Source organism: Methanobrevibacter sp. UBA188 (genome assembly GCF_905234905.1).
In the GTDB taxonomy this organism is placed as follows: Archaea; Methanobacteriota; Methanobacteria; order Methanobacteriales; family Methanobacteriaceae; genus Methanocatella.
In genome coordinates this window covers 1-18,561 of record NZ_CAJOJM010000009.1, presented here as the reverse complement: position 1 = coordinate 18,561, position 18,561 = coordinate 1, and the positions used below count along the sequence as shown (strand labels likewise).

24 protein-coding genes and 1 pseudogene are annotated in these 18,561 nt (G+C 34.6%); 15 read left to right on the top strand and 10 right to left on the bottom strand.

Annotation, left to right across the window (positions count from 1 at the left end; translation table 11 throughout):
- Positions 1 to 2: 2 nt before the first annotated feature.
- The 5 genes from QZ143_RS03055 to QZ143_RS03035 all read left to right on the top strand — a co-directional run bounded on the left by QZ143_RS03055 (position 3) and on the right by QZ143_RS03035 (position 4,275).
- Positions 3 to 614, top strand: coding sequence for an N-acetyltransferase (locus QZ143_RS03055; RefSeq protein ID WP_292881095.1), 612 nt, complete (start codon positions 3 to 5; stop codon positions 612 to 614).
- Positions 615 to 616: 2 nt separating this feature from the next.
- Positions 617 to 1,348: an NAD(P)H-dependent oxidoreductase gene (locus tag QZ143_RS03050; RefSeq protein WP_292606614.1), complete on the top strand. Its 732-nt coding sequence runs from the start codon at positions 617 to 619 to the stop codon at positions 1,346 to 1,348.
- Positions 1,349 to 1,444: 96 nt separating this feature from the next.
- A complete protein-coding gene (locus tag QZ143_RS03045; protein WP_292881091.1) occupies positions 1,445 to 1,834 on the top strand; it encodes a putative zinc-binding protein in 390 nt (129 codons plus the stop codon).
- Positions 1,835 to 1,960: 126 nt separating this feature from the next.
- Positions 1,961 to 3,502: a phenylalanine--tRNA ligase subunit alpha gene (locus QZ143_RS03040; protein WP_292606610.1), complete on the top strand. Its 1,542-nt coding sequence runs from the start codon at positions 1,961 to 1,963 to the stop codon at positions 3,500 to 3,502.
- The gene (locus tag QZ143_RS03035) at positions 3,502 to 4,275 is read left to right on the top strand and encodes an exodeoxyribonuclease III (RefSeq protein WP_292606608.1); all 774 of its coding nucleotides are present in this window, start codon (positions 3,502 to 3,504) and stop codon (positions 4,273 to 4,275) included. Before QZ143_RS03040 ends, QZ143_RS03035 begins: the two co-directional genes overlap by 1 nt.
- A gap of 21 nt (positions 4,276 to 4,296) precedes the next feature.
- Here QZ143_RS03035 and QZ143_RS03030 read toward each other — a convergent pair whose 3' ends face one another.
- Both QZ143_RS03030 and QZ143_RS03025 read right to left on the bottom strand, forming a co-directional pair.
- Positions 4,297 to 4,989 (bottom strand): TIGR02253 family HAD-type hydrolase, encoded by a 693-nt coding sequence (locus tag QZ143_RS03030; RefSeq protein ID WP_292606606.1) that lies wholly within the window; start codon positions 4,987 to 4,989, stop codon positions 4,297 to 4,299.
- A 38-nt stretch (positions 4,990 to 5,027) separates the two neighbouring features.
- The gene (locus QZ143_RS03025; protein ID WP_292606604.1) at positions 5,028 to 5,711 is read right to left on the bottom strand and encodes a DNA polymerase domain-containing protein; all 684 of its coding nucleotides are present in this window, start codon (positions 5,709 to 5,711) and stop codon (positions 5,028 to 5,030) included.
- Between the two features lie 200 nt (positions 5,712 to 5,911).
- Between QZ143_RS03025 and QZ143_RS03020 the strand changes: the two genes are divergently transcribed.
- From QZ143_RS03020 to QZ143_RS02985, 8 genes are all read left to right on the top strand, one after another.
- A complete protein-coding gene (locus tag QZ143_RS03020) occupies positions 5,912 to 6,256 on the top strand; it encodes a hypothetical protein (protein ID WP_292881087.1) in 345 nt (114 codons plus the stop codon).
- 97 nt (positions 6,257 to 6,353) lie between these two features.
- On the top strand, positions 6,354 to 6,521 hold the full coding sequence (locus tag QZ143_RS03015; protein WP_292606600.1) for a hypothetical protein: 168 nt from the start codon (positions 6,354 to 6,356) through the stop codon (positions 6,519 to 6,521).
- Between the two features lie 12 nt (positions 6,522 to 6,533).
- Positions 6,534 to 6,815, top strand: a complete 282-nt coding sequence (locus QZ143_RS03010) for a hypothetical protein (protein ID WP_292881084.1) — start codon at positions 6,534 to 6,536, stop codon at positions 6,813 to 6,815.
- A 2-nt stretch (positions 6,816 to 6,817) separates the two neighbouring features.
- Positions 6,818 to 7,051 carry a hypothetical protein gene (locus QZ143_RS03005; protein WP_292881081.1) on the top strand — a complete coding sequence of 78 codons (234 nt, stop codon included), beginning with the start codon at positions 6,818 to 6,820 and terminating at the stop codon, positions 7,049 to 7,051.
- Between the two features lie 193 nt (positions 7,052 to 7,244).
- Entirely contained in the window at positions 7,245 to 7,619 is a 375-nt protein-coding gene (locus tag QZ143_RS03000) for a 30S ribosomal protein S8e (protein ID WP_292881078.1), read from the top strand.
- A gap of 107 nt (positions 7,620 to 7,726) precedes the next feature.
- Positions 7,727 to 8,746: a hydrogenase expression/formation protein HypE gene (hypE, locus tag QZ143_RS02995; protein ID WP_292881076.1), complete on the top strand. Its 1,020-nt coding sequence runs from the start codon at positions 7,727 to 7,729 to the stop codon at positions 8,744 to 8,746.
- 9 nt (positions 8,747 to 8,755) lie between these two features.
- Complete coding sequence (locus QZ143_RS02990) at positions 8,756 to 9,163, top strand: RDD family protein (protein WP_292881074.1); 408 nt, start codon at positions 8,756 to 8,758, stop codon at positions 9,161 to 9,163.
- Positions 9,164 to 9,195: 32 nt separating this feature from the next.
- The gene (locus QZ143_RS02985; protein WP_292881072.1) at positions 9,196 to 9,834 is read left to right on the top strand and encodes a hypothetical protein; all 639 of its coding nucleotides are present in this window, start codon (positions 9,196 to 9,198) and stop codon (positions 9,832 to 9,834) included.
- A gap of 1 nt (position 9,835) precedes the next feature.
- On the opposite strand, the gene QZ143_RS02980 is transcribed toward QZ143_RS02985, so the two are convergent.
- Together QZ143_RS02980 and cas4 are read right to left on the bottom strand one after the other, a co-directional pair.
- Complete coding sequence (locus QZ143_RS02980; protein WP_292606986.1) at positions 9,836 to 10,303, bottom strand: thermonuclease family protein; 468 nt, start codon at positions 10,301 to 10,303, stop codon at positions 9,836 to 9,838.
- A gap of 2 nt (positions 10,304 to 10,305) precedes the next feature.
- On the bottom strand, positions 10,306 to 10,998 hold the full coding sequence (gene cas4 / locus QZ143_RS02975; protein ID WP_292606984.1) for a CRISPR-associated protein Cas4: 693 nt from the start codon (positions 10,996 to 10,998) through the stop codon (positions 10,306 to 10,308).
- A gap of 85 nt (positions 10,999 to 11,083) precedes the next feature.
- Between cas4 and QZ143_RS02970 the strand changes: the two genes are divergently transcribed.
- A complete protein-coding gene (locus QZ143_RS02970) occupies positions 11,084 to 11,923 on the top strand; it encodes a radical SAM protein (protein WP_292881070.1) in 840 nt (279 codons plus the stop codon).
- A gap of 28 nt (positions 11,924 to 11,951) precedes the next feature.
- The gene (locus tag QZ143_RS02965) at positions 11,952 to 13,232 is read left to right on the top strand and encodes a DEAD/DEAH box helicase (protein WP_292881066.1); all 1,281 of its coding nucleotides are present in this window, start codon (positions 11,952 to 11,954) and stop codon (positions 13,230 to 13,232) included.
- Here the strand turns inward: QZ143_RS02965 and QZ143_RS02960 are convergent, their stop codons facing one another.
- From QZ143_RS02960 to QZ143_RS02930, 6 genes and pseudogenes are all read right to left on the bottom strand, one after another.
- Positions 13,233 to 14,036, bottom strand: a complete 804-nt coding sequence (locus tag QZ143_RS02960) for a winged helix-turn-helix transcriptional regulator (protein ID WP_292881063.1) — start codon at positions 14,034 to 14,036, stop codon at positions 13,233 to 13,235.
- 58 nt (positions 14,037 to 14,094) lie between these two features.
- Positions 14,095 to 15,501, bottom strand: coding sequence for a single-stranded-DNA-specific exonuclease RecJ (gene recJ / locus QZ143_RS02955; protein WP_292881060.1), 1,407 nt, complete (start codon positions 15,499 to 15,501; stop codon positions 14,095 to 14,097).
- A gap of 5 nt (positions 15,502 to 15,506) precedes the next feature.
- Positions 15,507 to 15,776, bottom strand: coding sequence for a signal recognition particle subunit SRP19/SEC65 family protein (locus QZ143_RS02950; protein WP_292606971.1), 270 nt, complete (start codon positions 15,774 to 15,776; stop codon positions 15,507 to 15,509).
- A gap of 8 nt (positions 15,777 to 15,784) precedes the next feature.
- Positions 15,785 to 16,860, bottom strand: a pseudogene (gene glf / locus QZ143_RS09930) (UDP-galactopyranose mutase).
- A 4-nt stretch (positions 16,861 to 16,864) separates the two neighbouring features.
- Positions 16,865 to 17,968, bottom strand: coding sequence for a glycosyltransferase (locus QZ143_RS02935; protein ID WP_292881048.1), 1,104 nt, complete (start codon positions 17,966 to 17,968; stop codon positions 16,865 to 16,867).
- On the bottom strand, positions 17,961 to 18,561 hold a 601-nt coding region (locus QZ143_RS02930), incomplete at its 5' end, for a uroporphyrinogen-III synthase (RefSeq protein ID WP_292881045.1). The genes QZ143_RS02935 and QZ143_RS02930, both read right to left, overlap by 8 nt.

Sequence of the window (18,561 nt, the reverse complement as noted above, 5' to 3'; positions counted from 1 at the left end):
TCATGATAAGATTGGAAAATGAAAATGATTATTTAAGTGTTGAAGAGATGGTAAGAAACTCCTTTTGGAATATCTATCGGCCGGGAGCATTTGAGCATTACATTGTTCATAATTTAAGAAACGACAAATCTTTCATTAGTGAATTGGCTTATGTAATCGAATGTGACGGTGAAATTATTGGCCATATCAATTATTCATGGGGTCTGATTGATTATGATGATGAAAAAGTTGATGCTGCCATATTGGGTCCAATATCAATCCATGAGAATTATCAAAATCAGGGTTTGGGTTCAAAATTAATCGAATATACTCTTGATCTTGCAAAAAAAGAAGATATCCCATTCGTTTTTGTAGTTGGTGATGAAAATTACTATCAAAGATTTGGCTTTGAAAGTGCATCGAATTATAATATTTTTCTAGAGGGAACCGATACCACAGATGAATGTCCCTTTTTCATGATAAAGATGCTGAATGAGACAAAACCTGAAAGTAAAATGGGAATATTTCACAATCCGGATGTGTTTGATGTTAATCAGAGTGATGTTGATGAATTTGACAAACGATTTGAATATAGGGAAAAATTAGTTTTGGATACTCAACTTAAGGAGTTGTAATTATGAATTATGTTATTATCAACGGTTCGCCGAGACGTAAAAATACCTGGAAAATGGTTGAACAGGCAAAAAAGAATCTTAACGGGAATTTTGAGGAAATCCATCTGATGAAGGAAAAAATTCCGTTTTGCAATGGCTGTTTTAAATGCATTCTGGAAAGTGAAGAAAAATGCCCTCACTATGATAAAATTAAGGAAATTCTTGATAAGATAAAATGGGCCGATGGCATCATTATAGCCTGTCCTGTATATGCCATGAATGTATCTGCTCTTTTAAAGAATTTCTTTGACCATACTGCCTATCTATATCACAGGCCTGAATTTTTCACTAAAAAAGCTTTGGTAATTGTATCCACGGCTGGAGCCGGTCAAAAGGATGTGGCCAAATATATTGATGAAACATTAAGGCATTGGGGTATAAACAGGACATATAAGATTACTTATGCATGTGGTGGAAAGGATTCAATCGATTCAAAAAACATCAATGAGATTTCACAAAAATTTGGTGGCGATGTTGAATCAGGGAAATTGCACAATCCAAAATTAGGTGATATTGTCTTTTATAATGTTTGGAGAACTTTGGCACATTCAGAAAATTCCATGGAAGCGGATAAGCAATATTGGATAAAAACTGATTTGATTAATAATGATTTTTCTCCTGAAATCAAATTAAATCCATTGAAGAAACTATTTTCAAAAACAATGTTTTTCATACTTAAAAGGGTGATGAAATAGTATAAATGTTGGTAAAATCAAAGGTTCTAGCAATGCTAATTAATTTTGATAGTAAAAGAAAAAGGTTTTAAAACTTATAAATTGATTGATGATAATATGGCGGAAAAAATTGCATTTGCCCCATGCAACGGAATGAGTCCCAATGGGTTGGTATCTCGTGTTGCAGTTGGGGACTGTAAAAAAGACAATGAAAATGTAATATCTATTTGCATGGGTTCAACATCAGCAGATATTGAAGGCAAAAATGATGAAATGCTTAAAAAGTATCCTCTTGTTGCGGTTAATGGATGTCCTAACGGATGTGTTAACAAAATCCTAAAAAATAAGGGAATTAATGTGGCTGGTACAATTGCAGTAAACGAAATTTTAGAATGCTTTGAAGTATCTGCAAGAGACCCTTTCAGATTGGATGATGAAGCTGAAGAGTGTGTGAAAATAATTGTCGAAGAATTAAATAAAACAATAGAAAATTTACAGAAGCTATAGACTATCGACTTAAATTCTTTTTTCATGTATTTGATAAAGTTGTTGTAATTCAAGATTAGCACTATCTTTATAAATCATTTTAAACATATACTATTATATTATCAATTTATAAATCATGGTGTTTAAATGAGTGATGATATTGAAAAAACCATTAAAGAATTACATATATATGAAAAGAAACTTTTAAAAGAACTGGAAGCTAATCCTGTAAGTACTCCTATGCAGATATCTGTAAATACTGGTATGGATATCAAATCAGTTATGAGTGCAGCAGGATCACTTGCTTCAAAGGATATAATTGAAGTAAACAAAAAAGTTCAGGAAATCTATTCCTTAACTGATGACGGTTTAAAATATGCCGAAGACGGACTTCCTGAAAGAAAAATATTGGATGCATTGGCTGAAAAAAGAGAAATCCACATGAAAGATTTGGCTTCTGAAACAGGCATGGACAAAAAAGAAGCTAATATTGCTCTTGGTTGGTTGCGCCGTAAAAATTGGGCTCAAATCGATAAAGGTGTAGTTAATATTACGGATGTGGGCGTAGATTTTGCCAATAAAGCAGGTGTTGACGAAAAAGTTCTTGATTATCTTAAAGCTAATGCAGATGGAGTTAAACTCTTCACTGATGATTTAATGGAAGGATTTAAAAAATTAACTGGTAGGAAAAATATTTTAAATATTAAAAAAGAAACATCACACTCATTTATAATATTGCCAAAAGGTGAAGAAATTCTTAAACATGGTTTCACTATCAAAGAACAGGCCACCCAATTAACCCATGAACATTTAAAAGAAGGAGAATGGAAAAGTTTAGAATACCGTCCATATGATATTAATGCAGAAGCGCCAACAGTTTTTGCTGGTAAAAAACATCCTTTAAGAGTAATCATTGATGAAATTAGGGAAATCTTTTTAAATATGGGTTTTTCAGAAGACAACGGTGAATATGTGGAATCTGCATTCTGGAACTTTGACTCACTTTTCCAACCGCAGGATCATGCTGCTCGTGAAATGCAGGATACATTTTATCTTAAAAATCCTTTGACTTGTGATTTGCCTGATGATGATTTGGTAAAGCTTACTGCTGAAACTCATGAAACAGGTGCCGATACAGGTTCAATCGGTTGGAAATATGATTGGAGTGAAGACATTGCACGCCAAAGCGTATTGAGAACACACACAACTGGAATTTCAACAAAGCATCTGTTTGAACATGAGCCTCCAATTAAAATGTTTTCTGTAGGTAGGGTATTTAGAAGAGAAACTTTTGATTATAAACATTTGCCTGAATTCCATCAGGTTGAAGGTCTTGTCTGCGGTGAGGATATCAGTTATCAAAATCTTTTAGGAACCTTGAAGGAATTCTATAAAAAATTAGGTTTTGAAGTAAGGTTCAGACCTGCTTATTTCCCTTATACTTATTTATCTACTGAATCTGAAATTTATTTGGAAGAAAAAGGCAGTTGGATTGAACTTGGTGGTGCTGGAATGTTCAGACCAGAAGTATTAAAACCATTAGGCATCAATCAACCTGCTTTAGCTTTCGGTATGGGTATTGAAAGACTTGCAATGATTAGATATGGTGTAGAAGATATTCGTATGCTTTACAAAAGTGATATTAACTGGCTTCGTGAAGTGCCTCTTGATAAAGGAGTTAGATTATAATGTCAATCAAGCTGGTTTCTTGGAATGTGAATGGTATTAGGGCAGTCTCCAAAAAGGATGAATTCTGGGACTGGTTTGACAATACTGATGCAGATATTATTAACTTTCAGGAAGTTAGGGCTACCCAAGATAAAATTCCCAAGAAATTGGCTGATGTCGATGGATATGAACAGTATTTCAATGAAGCTGAAAAGAAAGGATACAGCGGTGTTGGAACCTATTCAAAAATAGAACCTGTTGAGGTTACTAAAGGTCTTGGTGTAGAAGATCTTGACAGTGAAGGCAGGGTTTTAAAAATCGAGTATCCTGATTTTATTTTATATAATATTTACTTTCCAAACAGTGGTATGAATGCAAAAAGACTTGATTTTAAGGTCGATTTTTGCAATGCATTATTGGAGCAGCTGGTTGAGCTAAAAAATGCAGGAAAAAACATTGTCATTACCGGTGATTATAATATAGCTCACAATCCTATTGATGTTTACAACCCTAAAAATTGTGAAGGAAAATCAGGTTATTTGCCTGAAGAACGTGCATGGCTGGATGAACTTGAAAAGGCCGGTTTTGTTGATACGTTCAGAATCTTTGATGAGGGTGAAAATAACTTTACTTGGTGGAGTTACAGAACTCGCGCACGTGAAAGGAATGCCGGTTGGAGACTGGATTATTTCTATGTTAATGAAGAGATTAAGGATAATGTAAAATCTGCTAAAATTTTAAATGAAATTTACGGTTCCGACCACTGTCCTGTGACTTTGGAATTGGAATTTTAAAAAATAGTTTGGATTGGTGATTTATAATATTGTTTTTACATCACCAATATCTTCAGCAATTGTAATGTCTAATTTTTCTTTTTTTATGTATTCTCTGTCTTCTTCAGTAATGTCTGAATTTACAAGAATAGCACTCATTCCAGCATTAACAGCACCTAATGCATCTTCTTTGAACTTATTTCCAATCATTACAGATTTTTCAGGATTACCGTTCATTTTTCTAAGTGCAACATCATAAATCAATTTTTGCGGTTTGTTTTTTCCGACTTCTTCGGAGGTTATTACTGCATCAAAAAATGAGTGTACGTTAAGTCTAACTAATTTTTCCCATTGCTTGATTGTAATACCGTTTGAAATAACTGCTAAGCGATAACCTTGGCTTTTTAAATATATCAATGTATTTATTGTTTCTGGAAATGGTCTTAAAAGCGCCATTTTAACATTGTGGTAGGTTATCATTCCTAGTGCTACAAGCATAGGATCTTCATGACCGAGAACAACTTGGGTCAATACATTAAAGTGTCTTCCGTAATTTGATCCTTTTTCTCGAATTATAGTTTTTAAAACACCGTATGCTTCATCTTTATCTAATGGTAATCCATTATCCACCATCAATCCAATAGCTGCTTTTCTTGCAGTTTCAGCAAAATCGGATGTGTCAAGTAGAGTACCATCTACGTCAAAGAAAACAACACGTTCATCATTATTAATCATATACTTTTAGTTTTGGTGGTGATGTATTATATATTTTTTTAGAAAAATGCATCTAGACTTTGCTGGACCTCGCCCCGTGACATGTCCTGCAAATCCTTTTTGGAATATCCGAATGAATACATGATTCTTTCGATTGCTGGAATAAGTTGATTATTGATATAATAGTCCTTGTCATATGCATATCCTTCACTATACTCATAAGGTATTGCACGCTGACTAATAGAACCTTTTCCCCTTACGATTATATACTGTACAATGGTTCCTCGTGTGACTTTAATGCCATGTTCTTCTATTTTCCTTGCAGCAATAACATGTGGTCCAACCTGCTTGTATTGGTCAAGGGGTTTGGTGATTTGTGTGTGGATAATCAGTTCCTTGTTTTCCACTTCGCCATTTTTGATTCTTTTGAATACTTTTTTAACTTCTTTGATGGCTTTATTGGAATCTCCCTCTTTCAATATGGCCATTAAAACAGCTTCCTGGGTTTTTTTAACAATCGGTGCCCAGTCTCTTCTGACTAATTCCAATCCTTTAGCTATGATTTCTCCATCTTCAATTACAGCATATCTTTTTTTACTTACAAAAAATCCTCTTCTGTAAAACCCTTCATATTCCAATTCCATGCTTTCCGGAAGGGTTGAATTAATATATGAGATGAATTTTTGAGCTTGATTTTTGATTTCAGCTTCGAGAGCTAATTGTTCTTCTGTCTCTTCAATCAATCGGGACACCTTTTTGTTGATATAGTATAATATATGCCATGTCGTTATAATACTTTTCTAAATCAATTTTTTAATATTAAATCAATTTTATTGCATTAAAATTGACTTATTTACATTATAAGGTTTTTATATTACTTTTCATATGCTCTTGGGTTCATTATATAAGTTATATTGGTCATAGTATGTGTGAGGTTGATATAATGAAAAAAAGATTAATATCAAGTTATGATGAGGTAAACGATACCTTTGTAGGTAAAATTGATGGTAAAAATGGATATTGTGCAGACTTTGGAATTTCAAATGGAATATATTTGGGAATTGACATCTTTAATTTCCCAACCTTTGTTTTAGTTTCCCGTGCATCTGAAGTTCTAAATATTCCAAAACAGTGTTTGGAGAGTGATGATGTAAAAATAGACATTGATTGTGACGAAAATTGTTTGCTATTTAATATGTTTGTTGAAAATTCCAAAATATGTTCTGTTAAATGCCCTAACAGTTTTGGAATCCCAAATTTAAAATGCTTGATGGATAGTAGCTTATGAGTTGCATCCATTTTTTTATTTTTTTTTCGGAATTTCTAAGTTAACGTTTAAATATGAGTTTGTTTAAAATTATAATAATTATTGTTGAGGTATTTTGATGGTTGCAATAAATTTTTGTCCTTCATGCGGCAGTGAACTGACTCAAGGAAGTTTTGTATGCCCTGAATGTAATATAGATGTGGAAGAATTATTTGCAAAAGGCTATTTATTGGCCAGCAATATCCAAAATAATTCTATAGAATTATTTGAAGGAAATATAGATTGATGGAGTGATAATATGCGTGATGAAAAAGTCAATATTCAACCTGGAGATGAAATTGTTATTGTGGTTCCTGAAGGTACTGATGAAGATGAAATCGTAATAGATTTGGATGAATTGGGAATTGATGTTGAAAACCTTGAAGGAGATGTCAATATTGTCATTCAAGTTGAAGGTGAAGGTTCAGACGATGATGAACTCTTTTTGGAAGATGATGAAATGGATGAACCTAACGAATGGCGTTTTGATGATGATCCTTATGATGTAGTCTATTATGAGTTTGTCAATGATGAGGATTAAAAATGAAGGAAGTCCCATACTACATTTTGGATGATGATGGAAATTCCCACTCAATATCTTCCAAGGAAGCTTATATTGATGATGGTGATTTGAGGGAATTGCTGATTGATTTTTTAGGAGATTCCGTTTCCGAAGAAGAAATTCAAAAAATACTGGATGCGGCTTCGGATAAAAATCTCAGTGAAGAAGATTTTGACAGATTGCTTGATAATTTTATTTCAAACAATAAAAAATAAAATTCCTCCTTTTTTAACAAAAAATAAAACATTTATATATAATGAAAAAGTAATATTTTATTATCATTATTCTTTAGGGCTCTTTATTGCTCTCATAATTGAACTGTTATTTTTTCTTGCTTTACAGTTTTAATTGAAAGAGTCTTATTGACGCGATTATTAATTAATATATTATATTTATTTAGGTGAAATAATGGCAATTTCTCAAGGAAAATCAACTAGAAGTCCATCTGGTGCAAGAAATGTTGCAAACCGTGGAAAAAGAAAATCAGAATTAGGAAGAGATCCTGCTGAAACTAGATTAGATGAAAAAAAATTAAGAAAAATCAGAACCCGTGGCGGAAACGAAAAACTCAGATTAGCTACAGGTAATAAAATCAATGTTACTGACGCTAACGGTAAAACCCAAGTAGTAGATATTCTTGGAGTAATAGAAAACACCGCAAACCCTAACTACGTAAGAAGGAACATCATTACCAAAGGTGCTATTGTAGAAACCACTGAAGGTAATGCTAAAGTAACATCCAGACCTGGTCAAGACGGTGTTATTAACGGAATTTTAATTTAAATATTTCATATTTAAATTCTCTTTTTTTTTTAACTTTTTAACTAATAATTATATACTTGTTTTTACAGATATTATTTCATTAAATATTATTTATTTTAGGAGATAAAATGTCAGATGATAAAATTAATATGAATCATGGTGCTGGTGGAGAAGTAATGGCTAACTTAATAGCTAGCACAGTCTTGGATAATATCACTAAAAAGAGTGTAAATGGTGGTATTAGCTTAGATGATTTGGATGATGGTGCATCTATCCCATTAGGCGATTATGAGATTGTCGTCACAACTGATGGTCATACTATCGATCCATTATTCTTCCCTGGCGGGGATATCGGTAGAATTTCAGCGGCAGGAACTATCAATGATGTTTCTGTAATGGGTGCTCGTCCATTAGCTATTTCTAATGCAATAATCATGCAAGAAGGATTTCCAATTGAAGATTTGGACAAGATAATGAAGTCCTTAAATGAGACTTGCAGTGAGGTTGATGTTGCAGTAATTACTGGAGACACTAAAGTAATGCCACAAGATAAGCTTGATGGAATTGTAATGGTGACTACAGGTATTGGAATAGCTAAAAAAGGTGAAGTGATTCGTGATTCAACTTTGGAAGTTGGAGACAAAATTATTGTTACAGGTAGCTTAGGCGACCATGGAATGAGTTTGATGTCTTTCAGAGAAGGTTTCGGTTTTGAAACTGACTTAAAATCTGATGTTGCTCCAATGTGGAATATTATTAATAAAGCTTTAGAAATTGGAGGAGTTACAGCAATGAAAGATCCTACTCGCGGTGGCTTTGCTAATGCTATTAATGAAATGGCTTCAAAAGCGGGTGTTGGTGTTGTTTTAGAGCAAGATTCAATCCCAATAAAAGAAGAAGTTCATGCTGTATCCGAAATGTTGGGTATTGATCCATTTGAAGTAGCCAATGAAGGAAAAGTGGTTATGGGAGTTAAGGCCGATAAGGCTGATGAGATCCTTGAGGCAATTAAGGGTGAAAAATATGGTGAAAATGCTGCAATTATTGGTGAAGTGGTTGAAGGAGATTATGTAATTGTTAATACTCCTATTGGTGGTGAAAGAATTCTTGAAGCACCAATAGCAGATCCAGTTCCAAGAGTTTGTTGAGGTGTTTAAATGGCAAGTGTATTTACAAGAAGAGTGATTGCATACATTCTTGATTTTTTTGTTGTTTCCGCATTCATGTGGATTGTATCATATTTATGTTATTTCTTAATGAATCCATATGAAACATTTGCAGTTTATCAGTTTTTCCCAATAGTACTGCCTATTATAATATTGATATACTTCATAGTGCTTGAAAAGTCCAAAGGCGCTACTGTGGGTAAAGCTTTAATGTATTTGGAAGTCAGATCAAGAAACGGTGCAAGGATAAATTGGGCTCAGGCTATTGTTCGTAATTTATCTAAAATTTATTGGATTCCAGTTATTTTCGATTGGCTTATCGGTAAATTATTAGGTGCAGGAAATAATAGGTTCCTTGGAAGCGTTACAAAAACTGTTGTGATTGATGAGCTTAGATAAGTTCTCTATTTTATTTTTTTTAATTTGATAAGATGATTAGGAAAATCCAAGTTTTATGGTATCTAAATAAAGAAGATTTGGAAAATTACTGCATTGATTTTAAGGAATACAAGTCACATAAGCTTGAAGGATATGAAATCTGTGATGTCGATGAAGATTTAATCTATGATTTGTGTGATATTGATTCGGATAGGCTGGAACCTATCGGATTTTTTAAAAATAAAAAAGAAATTGAAAATTATGTTTCTGATTTTATAACAAATAATGAATTCGAATTGAGCCTTGATTCCCCGGAACTCAAATCCAAAATCGATAATGCAATTAAATCCATTGAGTTCAGCGGTGAAGATTATTATATTTCCATTGGTGATGGAATAGGCTGTGATGGCAATAGGATTGTCAGCTGGTTTGATTCACTTAAAAAAGAATACAAGATATTAACCCGTGAAAAATTGTGGGTGTTGGCTGTGACTGGTTATGACCCTTATGATTTGTCATTGACAGGTAAAACATTATCATATGTTCTTGCAGATATCTTAAATATAAATGAATCTTCTCTAGACAATTTGATTCCAAAAAAGGGTCGCATCACTTCTGAAGAATGGAATGAAATTTTAGATAATGTTTATAATAAAAATAAAATATATTTGGGTTTGAATAGAGTTGTTTAACTCATATTTCACCCTTTTTAAATTCACTTGGCTCGAAATATGATATTTCAGCCAGCTTATTTTCAATCAGTGCTTTGTTTATGTCTTCTGAGTCTGTATATACGATGGCTAGTGTTCGTTCATATTTGTCTTTAGGCTGTGCATTGTCTATATCAAGATATACTGTTTTTCCAAGACATTTGTCTTCAACAAATTTCTTTGCATCGCTGAATCCAGATTCATTTTTTTGAGGGGTCTTCACCTGGGACAGTTGAACTTTTCCCACGCCGTAGACCTGTATTGTGTTGCCGTCTATTACTTCAACGCATTTTCCTGCATTTTCGTAGTTTATGGTCTTGTTTTCAATAGTCAGTGTTCCTGTTTTGTTCTCGATTGTATGTGTGTCGTTCATTAGCGAATTAGCTATTGTCAGTGAAATGCCTAAAATGAATATGATTAAAAATATCACTGAGAGTTTTTGCTTGTTCATGGCTATCCTTTTTTGTAGTGTTCACAATACCTTTTGTATCTGCAGGATCTGCATTTGTTTGGATTTTTGGTTGGAATGAATGGTTTTGAGCTATCCAATAATCCTTGCATCCTATTTATTGTAAATTCAATTTCCTTTTCAATTTCAGGAGTAAAAATTTCAATCCAGAATAGGTTGTTTGTGCCACGTTCTCTTAAAGCTCCCTTTATCATCCTTGAATCGTTTGTCATGTCTTTGAAGGCCAGGCAGTATGCCCTTACTTGATTCATTGTTGATTGGTATGGTGTTCTGCCAGGTTTGTCATCAATTATTACAATTTCTTCTGGTGTCATCCAGATTTCATCAATGTATCCTCTTATTCCGTAGCTTGGTGAAATTACAAAGCATTCTCTTGACATGCTTGCTTCGCTTTTGGATGTTTCAACAACCTCTTCAAATGTTGCAGGTGTTGCATCCTGCTTGAATATGTTTTCAAGCTGGTTGTGAATTTCGCTTCCATGTGTCATTGCACTTGTAGGTGCAGTTTCTATTCCTTTCATGTATTCGAGATATATCTGGTATTCACAATATCCTTGCTGGTTGAGCCAACTAATCGGGAAATTGTTTTTTCCTTCAATTATTTGAACTCCTTTTATATCAGGATGCTTTTTAATTTCATATTCTTTTCCATATCCTGTAATGTTTTTCTGTTGCATAATTTTATTTTATTTCTCTTGATACTTATTACTTTACAGCCGCTCTTGGGTATGCTTTAAATATTTTCCTGTTCAAAATATTTTCATGCACTACGTTTCGTCAAAAAGCATTCTTTCAAAAAATAATGGAATGAACCTCTATAGGGGATGCACTCATGGATGTATATACTGCGATTCCAGAAGTGAGGTATATGGCATGGACCATAAGTTTGAGGACATTGAAGTAAAGAAAAACTCCATAGAATTGCTTAAAAAGGAATTGATTAAAAGGCCAAGGGCTATGATTGGAACCGGAGCAATGACTGACCCATATGTTCCATTGGAAAAGCATTTAAGATATCTCAGGCAGTCACTTGAACTGATTTACAAATACGGATTCGGTTTTACCTGCATTACAAAGTCAGATTTGCTTTTAAGGGATTTGGATTTGCTTAAAAAGATCAATTCCAAATCAAAAGTTGTGATTCAAATGACATTGACAACTTCCGATGATGAATTGTGCTCTGTTTTGGAGCCAAATGTCTGCAATACTTATATTTTAAATGAAGAAGGAATTCCAACCGTTGTTTGGCTATGTCCAATTCTGCCATATATCAACGATAATGATGAAAACATCAATTCTCTTTTGGATTCATGCATTGAAACCAATGTAAAGGGAGTGCTGTGCTTTGGAATGGGTCTCACATTAAGGAAAGGCAATAGGGAATATTTCTATAAAAAGCTGGATGAGAATTTTCCGGGTCTTAAAGAGAGATATGTCAGGGAATATGGCAATAGCTATTCGATTCCATCTCCTGAAAGCGATAATTTAATGAGGTTATTTGAAAGGAAAACCTCCAAAAACAATATTTTAAACACTCCTGATGAAATATTTGAGTACCTGCATGATTTTCCTCAAAAGTCCTACCAGACTAAGCTAATTTAAATAACTGTTTTTTTAAATATTAATAATGATGAAATTTAATGATTTGGATATTTTGGATGAAATTAAAAAAGCAGTTAGTGAAATGGGTTTTAAAAACACAACTCCCATTCAAAAAGAGGCGATTCCTCTTGGATTAAAAGGTAGAGACATTACCGCTCAGGCACAAACAGGAAGTGGAAAAACAATTGCCTATTCCATTCCAATTCTTCAAAAGATTTTCATTGCCGATAAATCTCCTCAGGCCATCATTTTGTGTCCAACAAGGGAATTGTGCATTCAAGTGGCTGGCGAAATTGAAAAACTTGCGAAATACATTAAAAAATTCAAGGTTCTTGCCGTTTATGGAGGCCAGCCTATTGGAAAGCAAACAAGAGTCCTTAAGAAAGGTGTCCATGTTGTTGTTGGAACTCCCGGACGTGTAATTGACCATATTCAAAGAGGCAATCTTGAATTGATTGGCATTGAAAGTGTTGTTTTGGATGAAGCGGATGAAATGCTTGACATGGGTTTTAGAGAGGATATTGAAACAATTTTAAAGAATACTCCTCGCCAAAGGCAGACTTTGCTATTTTCCGCTACAATACCTCAGGAAATTAAAAAAATTGCTAAAAATTATCAGAAAAATCCAAAATTCATCAAAATCAAATCCAATAAGAAGACAACTCCAAAAATCACTCAATATTCATTCAGGACTAATCCCAAATATAAATTCAAGGATTTGTGCAGGTTATTGGAGGCTTATGATGTCAAATCTGCATTGATTTTCTGCAATACTAAAAAAGGCGTTGATTTTGTATTTAAAAATTTAAAAAAGAATGATTATTCATCTGATGCATTGCATGGGGACATGACACAAAAGATAAGGGATAAGGTAATGAACAGGTTCAGAAATGGAAATATCAATTATCTGGTTGCAACGGATGTGGCTGCAAGGGGATTGGATATCTCCAATCTGGATATCATTGTCAATTATGATGTTCCTCAAAATTTTGATGATTATGTTCACAGAATCGGAAGAACCGCCAGGGCTGGAAATGCAGGTTTTGCATTTACTTTAGTCACTTCCAGAGATTCATTCTTATTTGAAAATATCAAACGCAAAAGCAATGTAAAAATAATTGAAAAGGATTTGCCGACTGATAAAGAAATGAATGCATTAAAAAATCAGATAATTCTTGATAAGGTTAAAAACTCAATTAAAAACGATAATCTGGATGACTATCTGAAGATAATAAAAAAGAATTCTTCAAAGGAGTTTACAGTTGATGAAATGGCTGCTGGTCTATTAAAAATGATGAGGGAAAATTAGTTATTTCCCGCCATCTATAATATTAAATTTGATTTTTTCATTTTCAAGTTCACGGATAAATGCCTTGCTCATATCCCCAACACATATTGCAATAACATTCAATCCTTTACGGGCCGCATTGGCAGTTGCTTGAGGGGCTGCAAATTCGATGTCGATTGGTATATCAAGCTTATTTGCAACAGCACGTGCAACAGTACCTGCAACAGCGATTTTATCGATTTCATGTCCGCTGTTTGTTCCATTTTTATAAATGTTTTTTATTAATTCCAAATCACATGACTTTGAACCGCCATCCTTTATTGTAGGAACATTGATAACAGTAACTTCCCCAACACTCATGTCAATGATTCCAGTAAGATTGGATAGTGATACGTCGCTATTTGCTTCAGCATCATCTAAAACCATACCTGTTGCATTTTCCTCTTTTTTATGAGCATAAAGAACTCCATCTTCCATATACAATCCGACAATGTCATCCTTTTTCAAATCTTCAGTTGCTATTGCTGGCCATATGGTTTTGTAATGGTTCATAGTTTCTAAAACGGAATCAGTATACTTTCTTAAACTGATGGCATCTCTTTTAACTTTATCAATACCTGCCTGAGTTATTTTATAAGGAGATCTGCCATCTTTGGAAGTGATATAACCTAATTCCATCAATGTTTTGATATTTTCGGAAACCGCTTGTATTGTAATTCCCAAACTTTTAGCCAAATCTTTTTGTTTGAGGTGAGGATCTTGTTTAGATATTTCACTTAAAATTTGAAAATGTGTAAGTGCACCTCTTTTTTTAAATGCTTTCATATTTTTTCATCTCTCTAATTTAATATGATATATTTATTTATTTTGTTATTAGTATATATTAGTTTGTTAATTTTCCTTCCAATTCCTGATTGAATAGTTCTATGAATTCATCTTTTTTATCGATTGGAATGTATGCACCGCATGCCATTGCATGTCCTCCTCCACTGCCTCCAACTTCGCTGGAAATCTTGCGAATTATATGTCCAAAATGAATTCCGTCATAGGATAAGAGTCTGGAGCATCTAAGTGAAATCTTAAGACCTTCTTCATCGGTTTGTGCAAATCCTATTACTGGTTTTTTCCAATTGCAGTATCCCAAAATCATTCCTGCAACAGTCCCGACTATTTCTGGCTTGATTCCTGTTCCATCAAAATACTGGAGGTTTTCCAGTTCTATAATATTGGCTTCATCACTTTCAGCAATCTGTGTAATGGATGTTGCCAGATTGTAACGGTGGGTTTTGCTTATGGCTTCAAGTTCGTCAAGAGCTTCAATTCTATCTCCCTTTAAAACTTCCATGGCTACCTTTTCTTCATGGTTTCTTCCGCAAGCGTTCATTGCTGTTGAAAATTCGGAACCGTCTCTCAAGAAACTGTCTTCATCTTCTTTTAAAAAGGTATATGAATCTCCAATAATCAGTTGGGGTATATATTTGACATATCTTCCCGGAACAACTTTGGAAATCATTTCAAGAAGTTTTTGGAACAGCTTGACCTTCTCATCCATAGTAAGTTCATTTAAGGTTTTTCTGTTGTGCTTTTCATCTATTCCCAATTCTTCCAGTATTGCCATGGTTTCAGTTGTATTGTTGGTAATCGGAAGCTTGACGTCACTGAAATATGAAAGTGCAACGAATAGCGGCCGTGTATTTCTTCCGTAAATGTTGATGTCGTTTTCGGTCAGCTGAAGATATCCTCCGTCAATTGCATCTTGCTGAATAATCTTATTTAAACCTTCAAAACGACCTGTTTTGGTATTCTGCATATCTCCAATGGCTGAAAGAACACCGATCCAACTCAAGTCATCATATCCGAATTCTTTTGCAAGAAAATAGCATAATCCTCCGCCGCAGACATAGTATGACCCATCAATTCCGTGATGAATCGGATTGATTTCAAGGTAAGTGTAGTCTTTGTCGTCTTTATAGTCTGGGTCTCTTAATGGGGGGTGGTGGTCCAGGATAATTATCTTCTGGCCTTCACGTGCTTTCGTATCAATTCTTTGGCCTGAACCCAAATCGGAAAATATTGTGAGTTCATGGTCCAGGTCAATGTCGTCCAGGACATCCAGATTAACGAATTCGATGTCATGTTCCTTGTTTTGCCTATCTAGGATGGTTGATAATATAGCGCCTGAACAGATTCCGTCACAGTCAATGTGTGAGTATATCTTGATGTCTTCGGAGTTTTCAATTATCTCTTTGGCTTTTTGGTATTGTTCAGACATTTGTTGTGGTATTTCCATAGTAATCAATTTCTTATTTCTTTAATCTTTAAACTAATTTCACGAATGAGGTCTAATTTTGTTCCTTCCCATTCCACCAGTACTCTTCCGGATTTTTCATACCATTTTCCAGGATATGAAAATTCTTTTTGTACATTATACTTTAAATTAAGTCTTTTCAATGCGGTTTCAATGTCCTTAACTGTCGGTTCGCTAATGCAGTCGTTTTTTGCAATTTTGCGGCCTTCAGAAAGGCTTAAGTTTTTATCCATATATTGTGGCCATACAGTAATCATATTTTCACCTATTTAATTTGATTTTCAAAGATGTCCAATGCTTCTCGGACAACCAGATCCATATTGTAATATTTGTATTTGGCTAGTCTTCCCGCAAATATCACGTTTTCTTCTTTTTCCATTTCAGCTTCATATAACTTGAACTTGTCGAGATATTCCTGTGTCGGGTAAGGGTAGCATTTCTCACCGTTGAATCCGGGATATTCTCTCATGATTGCAGTTTTTCCTTCCACTTCCTGCCAGGTCAATTTCTTGAACTCGGTAATTCTTGTAAAGTAAGGGTCATTGGGATAGTTGACTACGGCAACTTCCTGGAATGAATCCTCATCTAAAATTTCATAAACGAAGTTAAGACATCTGTATAACAGTTCTCCGTATTTGTAATCGTAAAAGTAATCAATCGGACCTGTATAGATTAGGGTTTCATAGTTTATCTTATCTATGTAATCCTTATAATCTGATTTGAGACCTATGTGGATATTGTCGCTTTTTGCCATATTTTCACACATTTTGGTGAAACCCTCTTTCGGCATTCCTTGATAGGTATCTGCAAAGTATCTGTCGTCATGATTGAACCTGAATGGGATTCTTGAAATTACGCTGGAGCTTAAGTTGGCAGCTGATGTTCCCCATTGCTTTTCTGTGTAGTTTTTAAATAATTTTTCGTAAATGTCACGGCCGGCATTCTTTAAAACCACGTCTTCGGATCCTTCTTATGTTCATCAATCCATTGGCGCATGGAGTCTTCATCCAAATCAAGGTCATATAATGCATTCAATGTATCGATGCAAATAGGCATAGGCACGAGTTTTCCGTCAACGCAGCTTAAAACCCTGTGGACATAATCGTTCCATTCTGTAAATTGTGAAAGGTAATCGTGAACTTTCTTGTCGTTTGTATGGTAGATGTGAGGTCCGTACTTTTGGATTAAGATGCCGTTGTCATAAAAGTCATATACGTTTCCGCCTATGTGGTCTCTCTTTTCAATGACGAGGACTTTTTCATCCAGTTCATTGGCTATTCTTTCGGCTATTGTCAGGCCTGAAAGACCTGCGCCGACAATTACATATTTATAATCAGCCATCATTTCACTCCTTTGAAATCTGTATTCTTGACTCAATGGCAGTTGTCATTGAGCCCAATAGCATTCTAGTTTTAAAATCGGTTTTATGAATCTTTCTAAGTCTGTTTACCTTTTTCAATAATAATCTATTCTCTTCTTTTGTAAACGGTGAATTTTTCCATGTGTGCATCCAGTGAAGCAGGTGCGGATTGATGGAAACGTTCTGAACATCCTTTGAAAATCCTTCGGTACGTTTTCTGCAGTAAATGTAGGATTCCATCAGCTCATCAAGAAGCCTTACATTGACGGTATTGGTAATGGATTTGTCATCCGGCAAATCGCGAATATAATAATCATAGGAGATGAAATTGTTTAGATATACGATTCCGTTTGAGTTTAAAAGGGCTTCCAGGGTAAATGCAAGATCATCTCCTGAAACGAACTTCTTGAAGCGGATATTATTGTCCATTATCAGTTCTCTTCTGTAGATTTTACACCATACTGAAGGCTGCATTTTCAATAAGTCAGGCTCCTCTTCAATATTGTCAACATGGATTATGTCGATTGGCTTGTCTCTTGGATAGGTTACCTCCAGGTTTTTACCGTAAAGAACCCTTTCAACAACATTGTCCCATATGACGTCCGGAATATCCAAAAAGTTTGCAGACTCAAAGGTTTCATTAGGATATGCCTTTTCAAGCTCATCCTCATAAGGGGAGTAGGATTTCTGGACATATCCTCCGTATTCGAATATTCTTCTGAATCTTGCAAATGCCATGTCGACATCGTATTTTTTGATTGTATTGTATAATGTCTCGCATGCATCCGGAGTGTATCTGTCGTCAGGGTCTAAAAACATGATATAGTCACCGGTGGCCGCTTCGATACCTGTGTTACGGGGGGTGTGAGCGCCGCCGCTGTTGGTTTCATGATGGATTGCAACACAGCAATCGTATTTTTCAGCATATTCATCGATTACCTTGTCTGATCCGTCTGTAGAGCAATCGTTAACCATGATTATTTCCAGATTTTCATTTCCAATTGTTTGGTTTATAAGAGAGTCGATTCCACCTCTAAGATGGTCTCCAACATTAAATATTGGTAGGATAATGCTTATCTTATCATTCATTTTCTTCCCTCCATGTCTTGAATAATAATTCCATCATGTCTGGAACTGTGTAAGTGTCAGGGTAAATGTAGGCAATATTATATTTTTTCAAAACCTTTGCGGTAATCGGGCCAATGCAGACAACTAACAGGTTGTCATTCAACAGTTGTGCAAGTTTTTCTTTATTCTCTGCTATCTGGAAGAAATTTTCAACAGTCAAAGGACTTGTAAATGTGATTGCATCGATTTCCTTATTTTCGATTTTTCGTATCAGTTCCTGCACCGCATTTTCATCCATTGGAAACAATGATTTGTATGCTTCAGCCAAAATCACTTCATTTCCAAGTTTTTCAAGTTCCTGTGGAAGAACTGGCCTTGCAGAAGCGGTTCTTGGAATGCCTATGGTTTTTTTGGTAATTTCACGTTTTTTGAACTCTTCAATCAGGCCTTCGGCTGTAAAGTCTTCAGGCATCAAGTCAACAGTCAGTCCGTTTTTTTCAGCTAACTTTCCGGTTTTATTTCCAATTACAGCTAATTTGCAGTTTAAAGTTGGAATAAAATCTGGATAAAATTTATTCAGTGAAACGATAGTTGTTGGGGATGTAAAGATAATC